This is a genomic window from Paraburkholderia caffeinitolerans, from assembly GCF_902859945.1.
In the GTDB taxonomy this organism is placed as follows: domain Bacteria; phylum Pseudomonadota; class Gammaproteobacteria; order Burkholderiales; family Burkholderiaceae; genus Paraburkholderia; species Paraburkholderia caffeinitolerans.
The window spans coordinates 64,507-82,786 of sequence record NZ_CADIKL010000032.1; the positions used below are offsets into that span (position 1 = coordinate 64,507).

At 64.4% G+C, this 18,280-nt stretch carries 11 protein-coding genes and 1 pseudogene; all 12 read left to right on the plus strand.

Going from position 1 to position 18,280, the window contains the following annotated elements; genetic code table 11:
* Positions 1 to 129 precede the first annotated feature (129 nt).
* The 12 genes and pseudogenes from corA to HV773_RS26020 all read left to right on the plus strand — a co-directional run bounded on the left by corA (position 130) and on the right by HV773_RS26020 (position 18,219).
* A complete protein-coding gene (corA, locus tag HV773_RS25965) occupies positions 130 to 1,107 on the plus strand; it encodes a magnesium/cobalt transporter CorA (protein WP_129561986.1) in 978 nt (325 codons plus the stop codon).
* A 138-nt stretch (positions 1,108 to 1,245) separates the two neighbouring features.
* On the plus strand, positions 1,246 to 2,223 hold the full coding sequence (locus tag HV773_RS25970; RefSeq protein WP_129561987.1) for a sugar ABC transporter substrate-binding protein: 978 nt from the start codon (positions 1,246 to 1,248) through the stop codon (positions 2,221 to 2,223).
* A gap of 279 nt (positions 2,224 to 2,502) precedes the next feature.
* Positions 2,503 to 4,254, plus strand: a complete 1,752-nt coding sequence (locus HV773_RS25975) for a sugar ABC transporter ATP-binding protein (RefSeq protein ID WP_129561988.1) — start codon at positions 2,503 to 2,505, stop codon at positions 4,252 to 4,254.
* The gene (locus tag HV773_RS25980) at positions 4,251 to 5,288 is read left to right on the plus strand and encodes an ABC transporter permease (RefSeq protein ID WP_129561989.1); all 1,038 of its coding nucleotides are present in this window, start codon (positions 4,251 to 4,253) and stop codon (positions 5,286 to 5,288) included. The genes HV773_RS25975 and HV773_RS25980 overlap by 4 nt, the downstream gene beginning before the upstream one ends.
* A 116-nt stretch (positions 5,289 to 5,404) precedes the next feature.
* Positions 5,405 to 6,442 carry a LacI family DNA-binding transcriptional regulator gene (locus HV773_RS25985; protein ID WP_129561990.1) on the plus strand — a complete coding sequence of 346 codons (1,038 nt, stop codon included), beginning with the start codon at positions 5,405 to 5,407 and terminating at the stop codon, positions 6,440 to 6,442.
* 172 nt (positions 6,443 to 6,614) lie between these two features.
* Positions 6,615 to 7,538: a ribokinase gene (gene rbsK, locus HV773_RS25990; protein ID WP_174220082.1), complete on the plus strand. Its 924-nt coding sequence runs from the start codon at positions 6,615 to 6,617 to the stop codon at positions 7,536 to 7,538.
* Between the two features lie 185 nt (positions 7,539 to 7,723).
* Positions 7,724 to 9,517: pseudogene (locus HV773_RS36980) on the plus strand (methyl-accepting chemotaxis protein).
* A 320-nt stretch (positions 9,518 to 9,837) separates the two neighbouring features.
* A complete protein-coding gene (locus HV773_RS26000) occupies positions 9,838 to 10,599 on the plus strand; it encodes a 2-keto-4-pentenoate hydratase (protein WP_129561992.1) in 762 nt (253 codons plus the stop codon).
* Between the two features lie 646 nt (positions 10,600 to 11,245).
* Positions 11,246 to 13,168, plus strand: coding sequence for a PrkA family serine protein kinase (locus HV773_RS26005; RefSeq protein WP_035532656.1), 1,923 nt, complete (start codon positions 11,246 to 11,248; stop codon positions 13,166 to 13,168).
* A gap of 158 nt (positions 13,169 to 13,326) precedes the next feature.
* Positions 13,327 to 14,595 (plus strand): YeaH/YhbH family protein, encoded by a 1,269-nt coding sequence (locus HV773_RS26010; protein WP_129561994.1) that lies wholly within the window; start codon positions 13,327 to 13,329, stop codon positions 14,593 to 14,595.
* Entirely contained in the window at positions 14,592 to 16,322 is a 1,731-nt protein-coding gene (locus HV773_RS26015) for a SpoVR family protein (protein WP_129561995.1), read from the plus strand. The genes HV773_RS26010 and HV773_RS26015 overlap by 4 nt, the downstream gene beginning before the upstream one ends.
* A 220-nt stretch (positions 16,323 to 16,542) precedes the next feature.
* A complete protein-coding gene (locus HV773_RS26020) occupies positions 16,543 to 18,219 on the plus strand; it encodes a SulP family inorganic anion transporter (protein WP_227875386.1) in 1,677 nt (558 codons plus the stop codon).
* The last annotated feature ends 61 nt before the right edge of the window (positions 18,220 to 18,280 follow it).

Genomic DNA, 18,280 nt, shown 5'->3' on the forward strand with positions numbered 1-18,280 from the left:
TGCTGCCGGCGGATAGCACGTGTTGCGCCGCCCAGACCGGCGTAACGCTTAAACTTGCCGAATCGATCAACTTCAGGACAGGCGGCGCGCCCATTTTCCCCACCCGCGCCGTCGGGACGCACACGACACATGCTTATCAATTGCGCCGCGTATCAGGGCGGCAAAAAACTCGCCGATATCGGCATCGAGGCAATCAGCGACTATCTCCAGAAACCCGGGTGCTTCGTCTGGGTCGCGCTCAAGGACCCTGAAGCGGGCGAGATGGCCGCGATGAAGGAAGAGTTCGGCCTGCACACGCTCGCCATCGAAGACGTGATGAACGGCAAGCAGCGACCGAAGATCGAGGAATACGGCGACACGCTTTTCGCGGTGTTCCATACGATCGAGATCGACGAGGAGGATGAAATCGTCACCGGGCAGGTGAATGTGTTCGCCGGTCCGAATTTCGTGCTTTCGGTGCGCCATCGTGCGCAGCAGGGTTTCCAGGACGTGCGCGCCCGCTGCGAGCGCGAGCCTGAACTGCTCAAGGAGGGCGCGGGTTTCGTGCTCTACGCGCTGATGGACAGCGTGGTCGACCGCTACGCGCCCGTGCTGGAGAAGCTCTCGGGCGAGATCGAGGATCTGGAAGACCGTATCTTCGAGAAGCACTCGCTCTCGCAGTCGCGCGCCATCATCGAAGATCTCTATTCGCTCAAGCGGCGCCTCGTGATCGTGCAGCACCACGTCACGCCGCTCGTGGACGCCGTGGGCAAACTCGTGGGCGGGCGCATTCCGCAGATCTGCAGCGGCATGCAGGCGTACTATCGCGATGTTTACGATCACCTCGTGCGCGTGTCCAACCTGGTCGACGCGCGCCGCGAAATGATCGTCACGGCGATCCAGGTGAATCTCGGCATGATCTCGCTCGCCGAGAACGAGGTGACCAAGCGGCTCGGCTCGTTCGCCGCGCTCTTCGCGGTGCCGACCATGATCGCGGGGATCTACGGGATGAACTTCGCCAATATCCCCGAATTGCATTTCAAGTATGGTTACCAGGTTTGCCTCGCCATGATGGCGATTATCGACATCGTGCTGTACGTCCTGTTCCGCCGTGGCGGCTGGCTCTGAGGCCGATTCCGGGGCCGATGCTGGTGCCGGTTGCTGCGCCGCAGCGTCCTGTTGCGCGCCGGGAATGGGTTGCCTGAATACGTTTGCGCATAACCAGAAATACGGCCCGGCCGGGCCAGACAACCGGAGACACAAACGATGAACTCCCGCATTCGCCGGCGCGTTCTAGGCGCCGCAGCCGCACTTGCCACCGTCACGTTCGCGGCCGCCATGCCGCTTACCGCTCACGCTCAGGCAGCCGGGCAGAAGCCGAAAATCGCGCTGGTCATGAAGTCGCTTGCCAACGAGTTCTTCCTGACCATGGAAACCGGCGCGAAGGATTACCAGAAGCACAACGCGTCCAGCTTCGACCTCGTGACCAACGGCATCAAGAACGAAACCGACACGGCCGCGCAGATCCAGATCGTCGAGCAGATGATCGTCTCCAAGGTCGATGCCATCGTGCTTGCGCCCGCCGATTCCAAGGCGCTCGTGCCGGTCGTGAAGAAGGCCGTGGACGCGGGCATCATCGTCGTGAACATCGACAACCGGCTCGATCCCGACGTGCTCAAGTCCAAGGACCTGAACGTGCCGTTCGTGGGCCCCGACAACCGCAAGGGCGCGCGCCAGGTCGGCGAATACCTCGCGAAGAAGCTCAAGGCCGGCGATCAGGTGGGCATCGTGGAGGGCGTTTCGACCACCACCAACGCACAGCAGCGCACCGCAGGCTTCAAGGACGCGATGCAGGCCGTGGGCGCGAAGATCGTCTCGGTGCAATCGGGCGAATGGGAAATCGACAAGGGCAATGCGGTCGCCTCCGCCATGCTCAACGAATATCCCGGCATGAAGGCGCTCTTGTGCGGCAACGACAACATGGCGATCGGCGCCGTGTCCGCCGTGCGCGCGGCCGGCAAGCAGGGCAAGGTCTACGTGGTGGGCTACGACAACATCGACGCCATCAAGCCGATGCTCAAGGACGGCCGCGTGCTCGCCACCGCCGACCAGTACGCCGCGAAGCAGGCCGTGTTCGGCATCGACACGGCGCTCAAGGCGCTCAAGGAACACAAGAAGCAGTCCGAACTCTCGGGCGTGGTCGAAACGCCAGTCGTACTGGTGACCAAGGACAGCGCGAAGTAGTCGAAAGGCGAACGTAATGAACGTGGCCGCGCCGCGCCGATCGTGGGCGGCGCGCGTTCCGCTCATGCCGTTCATGTAATAAGTGCTCAAGAAAGCCACTGCGCCGCCGTTATTCGTATTGTGATGGCCGCGCAAGCAGCAAGCAGCAAGCAGCAAGCAAAAGCGGGCCGCCGTGGCGGCATCGCTCGAACGCGCCGCCTGAACGGCAGCCGCGCGCTCCGCAATCCCGCGCTACCTTTGCCGGATCCGGGCGCCGCGGCTCGCGATAACAGGATCGTGATGGAAGCAATTGCCCCCGACGCCCAATCGCCGGCATCCGCGCAAGGCGCGGTGCTCACGGTGACGGGCGCCGGCAAGACCTACGAGCAGCCGGTGCTCGCCGACGTCAGCCTCGCGCTGCACGCGGGGGAAGTGCTTGCGCTCACGGGCGAGAACGGCGCGGGCAAGAGCACGCTCTCGAAGATCGTGGGCGGGCTCACCGCGCCCACCACCGGCGCCATGACGCTGATGGGCCAGCCTTATGCGCCGGCGAGCCGCGCGCAGGCCGAGGCGCTCGGCGTGCGCATGGTGATGCAGGAGCTCAACCTGCTGCCCACGCTTTCGGTTGCCGAGAACCTGTATCTGAACCGCTTGCCGCGCAGCTTCGGGCCGCTCGGCTGGGCGGGCTGGATCGACCGCGCGCGCTTGCACGAGGACGCCCGCGCGGCGATGGCGCAAGTCGGACTCGAAGCGATCGATCCCGAGACGCCCGTGGGCGAGCTCGGCATCGGCCACCAGCAGTTGGTGGAGATCGCGCGCAACCTGATCGGCGACGAGGCGCAAGGCGCCGCGCCGCTGCGCGTGCTGATCCTGGACGAGCCCACCGCGATGCTCACGGGCCGCGAAGTCGAGCTGCTGTTCGAGCAGATCGCCCGGCTCAAGGCGCGCGGCGTGGCGCTCGTCTACATCTCGCACCGGCTCGAGGAACTCGAGCGCATCGCGCAGCGCGTGGCAGTGCTGCGCGACGGCCGGCTCGTGCGCGTGGACGAGATGGCCAACCTCACGCCCGAGCGCATCGTCGCGCTGATGGTGGGGCGCGAGCTCGGCGAGCGCATCGAGCTGGGCGAGCGGCGTATCGGCGCGCCGCTGCTCAAGGTGGACGGGATCGGCCGCGCCAGCGTCGTGCGCGATGTGTCGTTCGAGGTGCGCGCGGGGGAAATTTTCGGCGTGTCGGGACTGATCGGCGCGGGACGCACCGAGCTCATGCGGCTCATTTACGGCGCCGACGCGAAGGATCGCGGCACGGTGGCGCTTGCCGGCGCAGCGGGCGAGCCGCCCAAGCCCGTGCGCATCGACTCGCCGGTGGACGCGGTGCGCCACGGCATCGCGCTGATCACCGAGGACCGCAAGGGCGAAGGGTTGTTGCTGACGCAACCGGTGGCCGCGAACGTGTCGCTTGGCAACGTGAGCGCGGTGGCGCGCTATGGCGTAGTGGACGCCGAGCGCGAGAACGCGCTTGCCGATACGCAAATCGATGCATTGCGCATCCGCACGACCGGCCCCGGGCAGCGCGTGGGCGAGCTCTCGGGTGGCAACCAGCAGAAGGTGGTGATCGGCCGCTGGCTCGCGCGGCGCATCACGGGCGAGCAGAGTGCACAGGACGTGCGCGTGCTGCTGTTCGACGAACCCACGCGCGGCATCGACGTGGGCGCGAAGTTCGATATCTACGCGCTGATGGGCGCGCTCGCACGCGAGGGCTGCGCGCTCGTGGTGGTGTCGAGCGACCTGCGCGAGCTGATGCTGATCTGCGATCGTATCGGCGTGATGTCGGCGGGAAAAATGACGGCGACCTTCGCGCGCGGGGAATGGACTCAGGATGCGCTGCTCGGCGCCGCCTTTGCGGGCTATCGCGCCGAAGACGCGCTGCTCGCCGATGCCGCCGACCTCCCGGAGCCAACAACGCCCGTGGCCACGGAGCAACCCGAGAGCCGCAATCAAGAGAGCCGCAATCAATCGCCGCCGCCCGATGAGCGAGGAGGAAGCGCTTCATGACGAATCGACCGTTGCGCGAGCAACCAGGGGAACAGCCAGAGCCGCCGTCGCAATCCTCTACGCCCGTGATCACGGCCGCGAGCGCCCGGCCCGTCGGCACGCGCTTTGGCTTTTCGAATTATCTGGGCCTCGCGCTCGCGCTGGTCGCGATGATCGTGCTGTTCTCGCTGCTGAGCTCGCACTTCCTGACCTACGACACGTTCAGCACGATCGCGAACCAGATTCCCGATCTCGTCGTGATGTCGGTGGGCATGACGTTCGTGCTGATCATCGCGGGCATCGACCTCTCGGTGGGGTCGGTGCTGGCGCTCGGGGCGTCGGTGGTGAGCGTGGCGTCGCTCAAGTGGGGCCTCGGCGCGTTGCCCGCCGCGCTGCTCGGCGTGCTGGCCGCGGCGGCCACGGGCACGCTTACGGGCGCGGTCACGGTGGGGTGGCGCATTCCGTCTTTCATCGTCTCGCTCGGCGTGCTGGAGGCCGCGCGCGGCCTCGCGTACCAGATGACGAATTCGCGCACGGCCTATATCGGCGATGCGTTCGATTTTCTCTCGAACCCGATCGCGTTCGGCATTTCCCCGGCGTTCCTGATCGCCGTCGCAGTGATGGTGATCGCGCAACTGGTGCTCACGCGCACGGTGTTCGGCCGCTACCTGATCGGCATCGGCACCAACGAGGAGGCGGTGCGCCTCGCGGGCGTCGATCCGCGCCCTTACAAGATCATTGTGTTCGCGCTGATGGGCGCGCTTGCGGGGCTTGCGGCGCTGTTCCAGATTTCGCGGCTCGAAGCCGCCGATCCGAACGCGGGCGTCGGCCTGGAGCTACAGGTGATCGCCGCCGTGGTGATCGGGGGCACGAGCCTGATGGGCGGGCGCGGTTCGGTCATCAGCACGTTCTTCGGCGTGCTGATCATTTCCGTGCTTGCGGCGGGGCTCGCGCAGATCGGCGCGAACGAGCCGACCAAACGCATCATCACCGGCGCGGTGATCGTGGTCGCGGTGGTGCTCGACACGTATCGGAGCCGCCGCAAGGGCAAGTGATGGGGCAAATGAAGCGGCAAATGAAGAGTGTAGTGACAACAAAAACATAACGAGAGTGCAGCCGCGCAGCGGCAGCAGTAGAAAACGGGCAGGACGAAGCAGGAGCAACAGAAAAAATGGCGACGATCAAAGATGTGGCCGCCGTGGCGGGGGTGTCTTTCACGACGGTGTCGCATGTGGTGAACAATTCGCGGCCGGTCTCGGCGAACGTGCGGGCCAAGGTCGAGCAGGCGATTCGAGACCTCAACTATGTGCCGTCGGCGGTTGCGCGCTCGCTCAAGGCGCGCTCGACGGCGACGATCGGGCTCGTGGTGCCCAACGGCACGAATCCGTATTTCGCTGAGCTCGCGCGCGGCGTCGAGGACGGCTGCGCGCAAAAGGGCTACTGCGTGTTCTTCTGCAATTCCGACGACGACCCGGTCAAGCAGCGCAACTACCTGCGCGTGCTGCAGGAAAAGCGCATCGACGGGCTGATCGTGGCGTCGGCGGGCGACGATGCCGTGCTCGCGGCGACGCTGGGCGAGACGCGCGAGCCGATCGTCGTGGTGGACCGCAACATCGAAGGCCTCGACACCGATCTCGTGCAGATCGACCACGAGCGCGGCGCGTGGCTCGCGACGCGCCATCTGATCGAGCTCGGGCATTCGCAGATCGGCTGCATTACGGGGCCGGTCAATGCTGCGGTGAGCGCGATGCGCATGCACGGCTTTCTGCGCGCGATGGCCGAACGCGGCATCGAGATCGCGCCGGGCGCGATCGTCGAGGCCGACTTCTCGGGCGCGGGCGGCTATCGCGCGGCGGGGCAACTCTTCGACACCGTGCGACCCAGCGCGATCTTCGCAAGTAACGACATGATGGGCATCGGCGCGCTGCGCGCGGCCGCCGAGCGCGGCCTGCGCGTGCCGGCCGAGTGCTCGATCATCGGCTTCGACGACATCGAGCTCGGCCAATTCACCTGGCCTGCGCTGTCCACGGTCGGCCAGCCGGTACGCGAGCTGGGCAAGATGGCGGCGCTCACGCTGATCGAGCGCATCGGCGTTGCCGGTCAGTCGCGCAATGGCGCGACGGTGCTCCGGCGCGTGCTCGCGCCTCAGCTCATGGACCGAGAATCGACCGCGCCGTGGTGCGGCGCCCAGGCGTCGCTCGCAGCCTGATGCAGGTGCTACACGCGCATCGAGACGCACGGGCGCGTGCATAATCGGCCGACTGAATAGAGCACCGGAGGCACACGAAGTGGCGATTGACGAAGCTGCGCGCACGGATGCGCAATCGGGTACGCAAGACGGCGGCCAGCAGCGCACCGGCGCGAAAGCCGTGCGCGGCCGCGTGGCGGTGGTCGGCAGCCTGAACATGGATCTGGTCGCGCGCGCGCCGCGCCTGCCGCGCCCTGGCGAGACGCTCGCAGGCAGCGCCTTCGCGCAGGTCGCGGGCGGCAAGGGCGGCAACCAGGCGGTCGCGGCGGCGCGGCTCGGTGCGCGGGTGGCGATGGTCGGCTGCGTGGGCGCCGACGCCAATGGCGAACTGCTGCGCGCGGGGCTCCTTGCAGAAGGCATTGATTGCAGCGCGCTCGACACCGCGCCCGGAGCACCGACTGGCGTGGCGCTCATCGTCGTCGACGATGCGAGCCAGAACGCCATCGTGATCGTGGCGGGCAGCAACGGCGAGGTGACGCCGGCAAGCCTCGCGCGCCACGAGGCGGCGCTTGCGGCCGCCGCCGTCGTCGTCTGCCAGCTCGAAACGCCGCCCGATGCGGTGCACGCTGCGCTCGCCGCCGCACGCCGGCTCGGCAAGATCACCATCCTCAATCCCGCGCCGGCCACCGGTCCGCTGCCCGCGGCCTGGCTACCGCTCATCGACTACCTCGTTCCGAACGAACTCGAAGCCGCGACGCTCACGGGCTTGCCGCTCGCCACGCCTGAAGACGCCGCGCGCGCCGCCCAGGCGCTGCGCCGTGCGGGGGCCCGCAACGTGCTGGTGACGCTCGGCGAGCAGGGCGTCTGCGCGTTGCTCGCCGATGAAGCATCGGATGCCACAGATGTATCGGCGCCCGTGCACTGGCCCGCGCCCAAGGTGGCGGCGGTCGATACGACGGCGGCCGGCGACACCTTCATCGGCGCCCTGGCGGCGCGGCTCGCCGCCCGCGAAGCGCCCGCGCAGGCGATCCAGTTCGCGCTGCGCGCGGCGTCGATCTCGGTGACGCGCTCAGGGGCGCAACCTTCCATTCCGTCGCTCGAAGACATGACGCGCTGAAATCAGGTGGAGAGGCACGCGCCGCTGCGTTCCATTTTGTAATTTATTCGTCAGCTATTTCTTCCTTTTCCTCATATCTGATAACTATTTCAAGCCTTCCAGACGCGTGCCGTAAACACATGCAGGGCAACAGCCCTGCATATCGGGGGCAGGAAATCCGCCCCCACGGCAAGCACGGGAGAGTCATGAACAAAGGCATCAGCATCAAGGCGCGCATCGGCCTCACGATGGGGTTTCTGGCGGCGCTCATCGTCGTCATCGGCGCAGTGGGATTGCTTGGCCTGACGCGCTCGAACGAGGCCTACCGCAGCACCTTCACCGACCAGATGCCGAGCAGCCACTCGGTCAACCTCGCCGAAATTTACGCGGCGCGCGAGCGGCTCGCGCTCGACCGCGCGGCCTTCGAGATCGGCACGCCCGACAGCGCCGCCACGCTCGCGCGCGCCCGCATGCTGCGCGGCGTCTCCAACGATTACTGGAAGCAGTACACGAGCTTGCCGCGCGATGCCCAGGAAGAACGTCTCGCGCAGGACGTCGCCACGCGCCGTGCAGCGTTTCAGCAAGCCGCCGACAGCTTTGCCGCGGTCATCGCGGCGGCCGACCAGAGCAAGGTCGTCGGCGCCGCCAACGCGCTGCAAGCCGCGTACAGCCAGCTTTCGCAGGCCGATCTCGAACTCGACAAGCTGCAGGGCACGCTCGCGCAAGCGGGCTTCGACGAGGCGCAAGCCGCGTTCGGCCAGTTGCGCATCGCGGTGATCGCCGTGCTGCTGATCGGCATTGGTGCGGCCGCTTACGCGTTCTTCGCGCTGCGCCGCGCGATCGCCGGGCCGCTGGGCGAGGCGCTCGGCGCGTTCTCCGCCATCTCAGCCGGCGATCTGAGCCGCCCCATCGTAGTGCGCTCGCGCGACGAGATGGGCGAGCTGCTGGGCGGTGTAGCACGCATGTAGCGCAGCCTCAGCGACACCGTGCGCTCGGTGCGCGGCGGTACCGAGGCAATTGCCACGGCCACGCGCCAGATCGCGGCCGGCAACATCGACCTTTCTTCTCGCACGGAAGAGCAGGCTTCGGCGTTGCAGGAAACCGCGGCGAGCATGGAAGAGCTCACCGGCACGGTGAAGCAGAACGCCGAAAACGCCCGCCAGGCGAGCGCGCTGGCCGCCAGCGCATCGGATATCGCCAACAAGGGCAGCCGCGTCGTGAGCGAGGTGGTGGGCACGATGGGCGAAATCAACCAGAGCTCGGCGAAGATTGCCGACATCATCTCGATCATCGAGGGCATCGCTTTTCAAACCAATATCCTGGCGCTCAATGCGGCCGTGGAAGCCGCCCGCGCGGGCGAGGAGGGGCGCGGCTTCGCGGTCGTGGCGGGCGAAGTGCGCAGCCTCGCGCAGCGCTCGTCGGCGGCGGCCAAGGAGATCAAGGGGCTGATCGACACTTCGGTCGAGCGCGTGCACGCGGGTTCCGCGCTCGTCGACGAGGCAGGGCGCACGATGGCGGAAATCATCGGCGCGGTGCAGCGGGTGACCGACATCATGGGCGAGATCTCGGCGGCTTCGCAGGAGCAATCGGGCGGCATCGATCAGGTGGCGCGCGCCGTCACGCAAATGGACGAGGTGACGCAGCAGAACGCGGCGCTCGTAGAAGAGGCCGCCGCCGCAGCGCAATCGCTCGAAGACCAGGCGAGCCGGCTGCGCGCCGCTGTCGCCGTGTTTAAACTCGACGACTCGCATGCGCCCGGCTTCATCGAGCACGATTTGCGGGCCGGTGTGACGTCTGCCTCGCCGCCCGCGGGCGCAAAGCCCGCCGCGCGTCCGGCGACGAAGCCCGCCGTGCGCGCTGGAGCGGGCGCTGTGCGCGCACCAGCACCGGCGCGTGCACCCGGGCGTGCGGCTCAGACGGCAAATCCGGTAGCCAATCCGGCCGCGAATCCGGTGGCTGTCGCTGCAGCGGGATCGAACGACGACTGGGAGACCTTCTGACGCGAGGCCGTCGAGACTGGCATGTACCGCTGGCCATTGTGTTTGCCGAATCCACGCCGCTGCATCGCAGCGGCGTTTTTTATGCCTGCGATGCCGGTGCATGCGCTGCACGCAGCCGGTTACGGTACATTGTGGATCTTGTCACGCGCGCAGACGGGGACGCACGATACACTGCGCAGCGGCTTTCGTGGCGAGAGCCAGCCGCCACAAACGCACTGCAACACAGTGCGACATGACGCCATCATGCCGGCTCGACGCACGGTTCGCGCTGCCGGCGCACGCACGCACGCACACGCACACGCACAAGAAAGGATCCAGACATGACACGTGACGATCTCGCGCAGCGCCTCGTGGCGGCGCGCAGCCGCCATCAGATGATTGAGATGCTGGCGCCCGAATGGCTGCCGCCCGACGCCGCCACGGCCTACGCGATCCAGCAGGCCGTGCTCGCGGGTCTGGGGACCGCCACGGGCGGCTGGAAAATCGGTGCGCGCGCGCCAGGTGGCGCGGGATCTGGCGCACCGTTGCCCGCGACCCACGTACACCCCTCGCCGGCGCGCATCGAGCGCCAGTCGTTCTTCCGCGTACTGGTCGAACTGGAGATCGCCTTCCGCTTTGCCGAACCGGTTTCGCCGCGCGCCGACGCTTATGCGCGCGACGAGGTGCTCGCGCTCGTGGGGCAGATTCTGCCCGCCATCGAAATCGTCGACAGCCGCTTTGCCGAATGGCCGAACGTCGCGCCGCTCGCGCAGCTTGCCGATGCACAGAACAACGGCGCGCTCGTGACCGGACATGCGCAGCCTTACGGGGCGCTCGCGCGTGCGCTCGACTTCGTCGCGCCCGAACTCGAACTCACCTTCGATGGCGTGTCGCTGGTGCCGGAAATGGCGGGCAATCCCGCGGGCGATCCGCGCGAACTGCTGGTCTGGTTCGTCAATCATTGCGCTGCGATGGGCATCACCATCGAACCCGAATGGACCATCACCACGGGTTCATACGTAGGGGCACACCGTATCGAGGGCGCGGGCCTGCTGCACGGTCATATCGATGGCCTGGGCGAAGTCGAGATCGAGTTCGTCTGAAGCGAAGCGCGAGCCAGATTCGCTCGCGAGCGCCATGCGCACCCTGCGTATTGACACAATCCAGGCACGATGCAAAGAGACAGTCATGCATTTTGCAGCGTCGACGCAATGCGCATTCTAGTTACACGAAAGCCACTACTGCTAGCAGGGGCAGCGCGCGCATTCATCGTCTCATGTGTGAATGCGCGCCAACTCACCGACACAGGCCCACGTGCCGCGTATAACGAATAAAAGAATCGCTCACGCATAGCGGCAACGATGCAAGACGACAGCGGGCAGACAGCACGCGCGCTGTTACAAACATGGCGTTACAAGTAAGCGTTGTGATCTGTACACGGCTTGCGCGGCCGTGCGTTTTATGAAGAAGCGCTAACGCGTGGGGCAGGGAGTGAAGTAGCGGCAGGCCCGCTGCTCGAGCGTCGATTCTCGGTGCGATGCCGTGCGCTTGCGGCGTGAAATTTGCGGGTAGGCCAATGATTGTACGGCGTCACTGGCCAGGCTCCAAGCACTCGAGTTTGAACTTTCAATCAGGCGCGATTTTTGTGTGAAAAAAAATTCGAAAAGGTTTAGGATGAATTCGAGCGATGTCGTTTCCGAATAGCGCGCCGCGCACGACATCGGTCGCAGATCTCGGCGAGGAGGTAGCATGGATATCTACAGCAGCTTCGCGACCCGCTTCGAAAAAACGCGAGAGGAGGAGTTCTCGCTTGAGGAGTATCTCGCGCTCTGCAAAGAAGATCCCAGTGCGTACGCCACGGCTGGCGAGCGCATGCTGACGGCAATCGGGGAACCAGAACAGATCGACACTCGCAACGATCCGCGCCTGTCGCGCATCTTTGCCAATAAGGTCATCAAGGTTTATCCCGCGTTCCGCGAGTTCTACGGCATGGAAGAGGTGATCGAGCAGGTGGTCGCGTACTTCCGCCACGCGGCGCAGGGGCTCGAAGAGAAGAAGCAGATCCTCTACTTGCTGGGCCCGGTGGGCGGCGGCAAGTCCTCCATTGCGGAGCGGCTCAAGCAGCTCATGGAGCGCGTGCCGTTTTACTCGATCAAGGGTTCGCCCGTGAACGAGTCGCCGCTCGGTCTCTTCGACTATGACGAGGATGGTCCTATCCTCGAAGAGCAATACGGCATTCCACGCCGCTATCTGAAGAGCATCCTGAGCCCATGGGCCGTCAAGCGCCTGCACGAATATAACGGCGACATCCGCAAGTTCCGCGTGGTGCGCCGCTATCCGTCGATCCTGCGGCAGATCGGTATTGCGAAAACCGAGCCTGGCGACGAGAACAATCAGGACATCTCCTCGCTCGTCGGCAAGGTCGACATCCGCAAGCTCGAGCAATACGCGCAGGACGACGCGGACGCCTACAGCTATTCCGGCGGCCTGTGTCTGGCGAATCAGGGCTTGCTTGAATTCGTCGAAATGTTCAAGGCGCCTATCAAGGTGCTGCACCCACTGCTCACGGCCACCCAGGAAGGCAACTTCAAGGGCACCGAAGGATTCGGCGCGATTCCGTTCAACGGCATCATCCTTGCGCACTCGAACGAGTCGGAGTGGAAGGCATTCCGCAATAACCGCAATAATGAAGCACTGCTCGACCGTATTTTTGTGGTTAAGGTGCCTTATTGCCTGCGCTATTCGGAAGAGATGAAGATCTACGAGAAGCTGCTGCGCAATTCGTCGCTCGCCGACTCGGTGTGCGCGCCGGGCACGCTCAAGATGATGTCGCAGTTCTCGGTGCTCACGCGCTTGCAGGAGCCCGAGAATTCGAGCCTCTTCTCGAAGATGCAGGTGTACGACGGCGAGAACCTCAAGGACACCGATCCTAAGGCCAAGTCGTATCAGGAATACCGCGACTTCGCCGGCGTCGACGAGGGCATGGCGGGGGTCTCCACGCGCTTCGCGTTCAAGATCCTCTCGCGCGTGTTCAACTTCGATTCGACCGAAGTGGCCGCGAATCCCGTGCACCTCATGTATGTGCTCGAGCAGCAGATCGAACGCGAGCAATTCCCGCCGGAGACCGAGCAAAAGTATCTGTCGTTCGTGAAGGACGTGTTGGCCTCGCGTTACGCCGAGTTCATCGGCAAGGAGATCCAGACCGCTTACCTCGAATCGTATTCCGAATACGGGCAGAACATCTTCGATCGCTATGTCACGTACGCCGACTTCTGGATTCAGGACCAGGAGTTCCGCGACCACGACACGGGCGAGAGTTTCGACCGCGCGGCGCTGAACGCGGAACTGGAGAAGATCGAGAAGCCCGCGGGCATCAGCAACCCGAAGGACTTCCGCAACGAGATCGTGAACTTCGTGCTGCGCGCACGCGCGGGCAACGCCGGCAAGAACCCGGCGTGGATCAGCTACGAGAAACTGCGCGTGGTGATCGAGAAGAAAATGTTCTCGAATACGGAAGAACTTTTGCCGGTCGTCTCGTTCAATGCAAAGGGATCGGCGGAAGAACAGCGCAAGCATGAAGACTTCGTCAATCGCATGGTGGCGAAGGGCTACACGCCCAAGCAGGTCCGGTTGTTGTGCGACTGGTATCTGCGTGTGCGCAAGTCGTCATGAACGCAGAGGCAATACCTTCCTGCTGCGCCGCCGCACATTTCATGCGGCGGCGCAAAAAGGAAATCCGGCGGGGCGCAGGCCACGTAGCCGTGAGCAACTGAACGTGGCATTCCAGACTGCGCACCTCGCCCATTCGAAACGTGAGCGGGAGACTGGATGTGCTTCATCAAATCATCGACCGCAGGCTGGCCGGCAAGAACAAGAGCATTGCAAACCGCGAGCGCTTTTTGCGCCGTGTGAAAAACTATATTCGTCACGCCGTCTCGGAAGCGGTGCGTGACCGCAGCATCAAGGACATTCAAAGCAACCAGAGCATCACCATCCCGCGTAAGGACATTGCCGAGCCGTCGTTCCGGCACGGCCCCGGCGGCCGGCGCGAAATGGTGCATCCGGGCAACGAAGAGTACATTCGCGGCGACCGCATTCCGCGTCCGCAAGGCGGCGGAGGCGGTGGCGGCAGCCAGGCGAGCAACGAGGGCGAAGGTCAGGACGACTTCGTGTTCGAACTCTCGCGCGAAGAGTTCATGCAGTACTTCTTCGACGACCTCGAGCTGCCGCGCCTCATCAAGACCCATCTGATGGCCGTGCCCACATGGAAGAGCATCCGTGCAGGCTGGGCGGCCGAGGGCACACCGAATAACATCGACGTGGTGCGCTCGCTCAGGAGCGCGCTCGGGCGGCGCATCGCGCTGGGCGCGCCGCTCGTGAACGAGTTGCGCGACCTCGAAGATCAGCTCGAGGCGCTGATGGCCGATCCGTCCGACCGGCGCGACGACATCAAGCAGCTCGAAGAGCAGATTCACCATCTGCGCGGGCGCATCTGGCGCATTCCGTTCATCGACCCGTTCGACCTGCGTTACGTGAACCGCGTGAAGCAGCCGCAGCCGTCGAGCCAGGCGGTGATGTTCTGTCTGATGGATGTGTCCGGCTCGATGGACGAGCAGCGCAAGGATCTTTCGAAGCGCTTCTTCATCCTGCTTTACCTGTTCCTCAAACGCAATTACGAAAAGATTGAGGTGGTCTTCATTCGCCACCACACGCGCGCCGAGGAAGTGGACGAGGACACCTTCTTCCATTCGACGGAAAGCGGCGGCACGGTTGTGTCGAGCGCACTGGAGCTGATGAAAAAGGTGATCGAAGACCGTTATTCGCCGAGCGAATGGAACATCTACGGGGCGCAGGCGTCGGATGGCGACAACTGGACCGACGATTCGCCGAAGTGCCGCAAGCTGCTCGCGGATGACATCCTGCCTAAGGTGCGCTATTTTGCTTATATTCAGGTGACGCCCGAGGAGCAGAACCTCTGGCTCGAATATGCGCAATTGGCGCTCACCGACCAGAATCTGGCGATGAAGAAGGTCGACAACCCGGCGGATATCTATCCGGTCTTCCGGGAGCTGTTTGAAAAGCAGGTGGAGCATTCATGACGACACGCCACCTGCACAACGAGGCGCGCGGCTATCAACCGGAGCGCCGCAAGACTGGCGGCCACGGGAAGGGACAGCACGGCGATCACGCGGCCGCCGCAAAGCAGGGGGGACACCCGGTGGAGCCGGCGCGCCCGGAGGCGCATGGGCGTTCCGACCATGACCTCCCTGAACCCCGGCTTCCGGAAACCAGGGAATTGCATATGAACGTAGCCGATAGACGGCCGTTGCCGTGCCCATCCGACTGGACCTTCGAGCTGATCGAAGAATACGACACGCATATTTCGCATGTTGCGGAGCAATACGAACTGGACGTCTATCCGATCCAGCTCGAGTTGATCAGCGCCGAGCAGATGATGGACGCCTATGCGTCGGTCGGCATGCCGGTCAACTATCGCCACTGGTCGTTCGGCAAGCATTTTCTCGCCACCGAGAAGAGCTATCGCCGGGGCCAGATGGGTCTCGCGTATGAGATCGTCATCAATTCGAATCCCTGCATCGCGTATCTGATGGAAGAGAACACGATGACGATGCAGGCGCTCGTCATCGCGCACGCGGCGTACGGACACAACTCGTTCTTCAAGGGCAATTACCTGTTCAAGCTCTGGACGGACGCCCATGCGATCGTCGACTACCTCGTCTACGCGAAGAATTACATCGCCGAATGCGAGGAGCGCTTCGGTCTCGACCGCGTGGAGGAACTGCTCGACTCGTGCCACGCACTCATGAATTACGGCGTGGACCGCTACAAGCGGCCACAGAAGCTCTCGCTCGAACGCGAGGCCGCGCTGCGCCGTGAGCGCGCAGCGTATCTGCAATCGCAGGTCAACGAACTGTGGCGCACGCTGCCAAAGACGCAGCAGCCCATCGCCGAGGAAATCGACGAGCGCTTCCCGCCCGAGCCGCAGGAGAACCTGCTGTACTTCGCCGAAAAGAACGCGCCGCTGCTCGAACCGTGGGAGCGCGAAGTCATCCGCATCGTGCGCAAGGTGGGTCAGTACTTCTATCCGCAACGCCAGACTCAGGTGATGAACGAGGGCTGGGCCACGTTCTGGCATTACACGCTGCTCAATACGCTGTATGCGCAGGGCAAGCTCGAAGACGGCTTCATGATGGAGTTTCTGCACTCGCACAGCAATGTGGTCTATCAGCCGCCGGTCACCAAGCACTACTACAGCGGGATCAATCCGTACGCGCTGGGCTTTTCGATGATGAGCGACATTCGCCGCATCTGCGAAAACCCCACCGAAGAAGACCGCAAGTGGTTCCCCGAGCTGGCCGGCAGCTCGTGGCTCAAGTCGCTGCACTACGCGATGCGCAACTTCAAGGACGAGAGCTTCGTGGCGCAGTATCTTTCGCCGCATCTGATCCGCGAAATGCGGCTCTTCTCGGTGCTCGACGACGACATGCGCGACGCGCTCGAGGTCTCGGCCATCCATGACGAAAGTGGCTATCAGTACGTGCGCCAGGCTCTCTCGCGGCAGTACGACATGCATCACCGCGAGCCGAATATTCAGGTGTGGTCGGTGAACACGCGTGGCGACCGCAGTCTCACGCTGCGCCACTTCATGAGCGACAACCGGCACCTCTCCGGCGACACCGACGAAGTGCTGCGGCACATGGCGCGGCTCTGGCAGTTCGACGTCTACCTGGAAAGCGTCGACGAGAACGGCACGGTCAGGAAGCGCTACGAATGCCGCTACGTGCCGCCGGCGGTGAGGGTATAGGCACACCACGACCGGCTTCGACACGCCCGTATCGCAACCGAAGGCCAGCCCGCGCGCTGGCCTTTTTCTTGTTGTTGCGCCGACTGCCTTTCGCTTTGATTGCAGCATGGCAAGCCGCCGTGAACGAAACGGCTGTGCCGCGCTAAGATACGGCGCTATTGCGCTCACGCGCCGATCACTCCGGAGCCCATGCGGATGCAGGCATCGAAAGGAAGCCGTCGTGGCATTTGAATTTTTCAGTGGCGTGCGTCCCCTGGACCGCGCAGGGGCGTTGCGTGACGCGAAAGCGGGCGTGCTGCTCGCGTCGATGAACATCCCGCAACTGCTTGGCTATGCGCGCATTGCGGGCATGCCGGCCGTCACCGGCATCTATACCGGCTTTCTGCCGTTGATCGCGTTCGCGCTCTTCGGCGCTTCGCGCCACCTCGTGGTGGCCGCGGATTCGGCCACGGCCACGATTTTCGCGAGCAAGCTCTCGACCATGGCCGCGCCTGCAAGCGCCGAATATGTCGCGCTGGCCGGCATGACCGCATTGCTCACGGCGTTCTTCCTGCTGCTCGCGCGCATCTTCCGGCTGGGCTTTCTCGCCGACTTTCTCTCACGCACGGTGCTGGTGGGTTTCCTTACCGGCGTCGGCATGCAGGTGGGCGTGGCGATGCTCGGCGACATGCTCGGCATTCCGTTCACCTCGCGGCGCACGGCCCTGCAGGTCAGGCAGATCATCTTGCAGTTTTCCTCCATTCATTGGCAGACGCCTGCGATTGCTGCGCTCGTGGTCGCGACGATTCTCCTCTTCAAGCGCTTGCGGCCCAGCTGGCCCGTGCCGCTCGTCGCGGTCGTGGGCGGCATTGCCGCGAGCGTCACATTCGACTTCGCGGGCCACGGCATTGCCGTGACCGGACCGCTGCAAGGGGGACTGCCGCATATCGCGTTTCCGGCCGTCGGCTGGTATCAGATGCTCGATCTGCTGCAGGTGGCGGCAGCGTGCTTCGTGATCATCATCGCGCAGAGCGCCGCGACGAGCCGCGCATTCGCCGAGCGCTACGGCGAGCGCGTGGACGAAGACCGGAATTTGCTGGGCCTCGCCGCGGCTAACGCGGCGGCTTCGCTGAGCGGCGCGTTCGTTGTGAACGGCAGCCCCACGCAGACCGCCATGGCCGAGCAAGCCGGTGCGCGCAGCCAGTTCGCACAGCTTGCGTTTGCCGCGGTTGTCGTGGTCGTGTTGCTGTTTCTGAGCAACTGGCTGCAATATCTGCCGCGCTGCGTGCTTGCGGCCATCGTCTTCACGATCGCTGCCGGCATGGTGCATATCGGCCAGTTGATCGATATTCGCAGCGAAAGCCGTGGCGAGTTCTGGCTCGCGGTCATCACGGCGCTCTCGGTGGTCGTGATCGGTGTGGAGAACGGCATTCTCATCGCGATCGGGCTTTCGCTGCTGCGCCACGTGCGCCACAGCTATCGTCCGCATACGATGATACTTGCGCCCGACGAAACGGGGCGCTGGATGCCCGTGCCCGCGCAGGTGGGTCTCGTGACCAGGCCCGGCCTCATTGTTTATCGCTTTGGCTCCGACCTTTTCTACGCCAACGATCATCTTTTCGTCGACGAAGTGAACGGTTTGATCGACGGGGCGCCTTCGCCCGTTCATTGTCTCGTGATCGATGCAGCGGCGATCATTGCCGTTGATTATTCGGCAGGTCGTTCGGTCAACGAATTATGCGAGTCGCTGCGCAGTCGCAGCATCAAGGTGATATTCGGGCGGGTCAACCGCTATCTGCGCGCGGACATGGATCGCCACGGCATCACACCCGTGGTGGGCGCGGAGAACCTTTATACGACGCTGCACGAGGCGCTTGCTGCCGTGCATCCGGAATTCGGCCAGCACGCTGACGCGTGACCCGTCCTTGCGCCATACTCGCGAAGTGCGGAGCGGTCCCGGCGGGACTGCCGCGCTCGCG

Coding starts and splice junctions, on each gene's coding strand:
- corA (WP_129561986.1), top strand. CDS start 130: ATGCTTATCAATTGCGCCGCGTATCAGGGCGGCAAAAAACTCGCCGAT.
- HV773_RS25970 (WP_129561987.1), top strand. CDS start 1,246: ATGAACTCCCGCATTCGCCGGCGCGTTCTAGGCGCCGCAGCCGCACTT.
- HV773_RS25975 (WP_129561988.1), top strand. CDS start 2,503: ATGGAAGCAATTGCCCCCGACGCCCAATCGCCGGCATCCGCGCAAGGC.
- HV773_RS25980 (WP_129561989.1), top strand. CDS start 4,251: ATGACGAATCGACCGTTGCGCGAGCAACCAGGGGAACAGCCAGAGCCG.
- HV773_RS25985 (WP_129561990.1), top strand. CDS start 5,405: ATGGCGACGATCAAAGATGTGGCCGCCGTGGCGGGGGTGTCTTTCACG.
- HV773_RS26000 (WP_129561992.1), top strand. CDS start 9,838: ATGACACGTGACGATCTCGCGCAGCGCCTCGTGGCGGCGCGCAGCCGC.
- HV773_RS26005 (WP_035532656.1), top strand. CDS start 11,246: ATGGATATCTACAGCAGCTTCGCGACCCGCTTCGAAAAAACGCGAGAG.
- HV773_RS26015 (WP_129561995.1), top strand. CDS start 14,592: ATGACGACACGCCACCTGCACAACGAGGCGCGCGGCTATCAACCGGAG.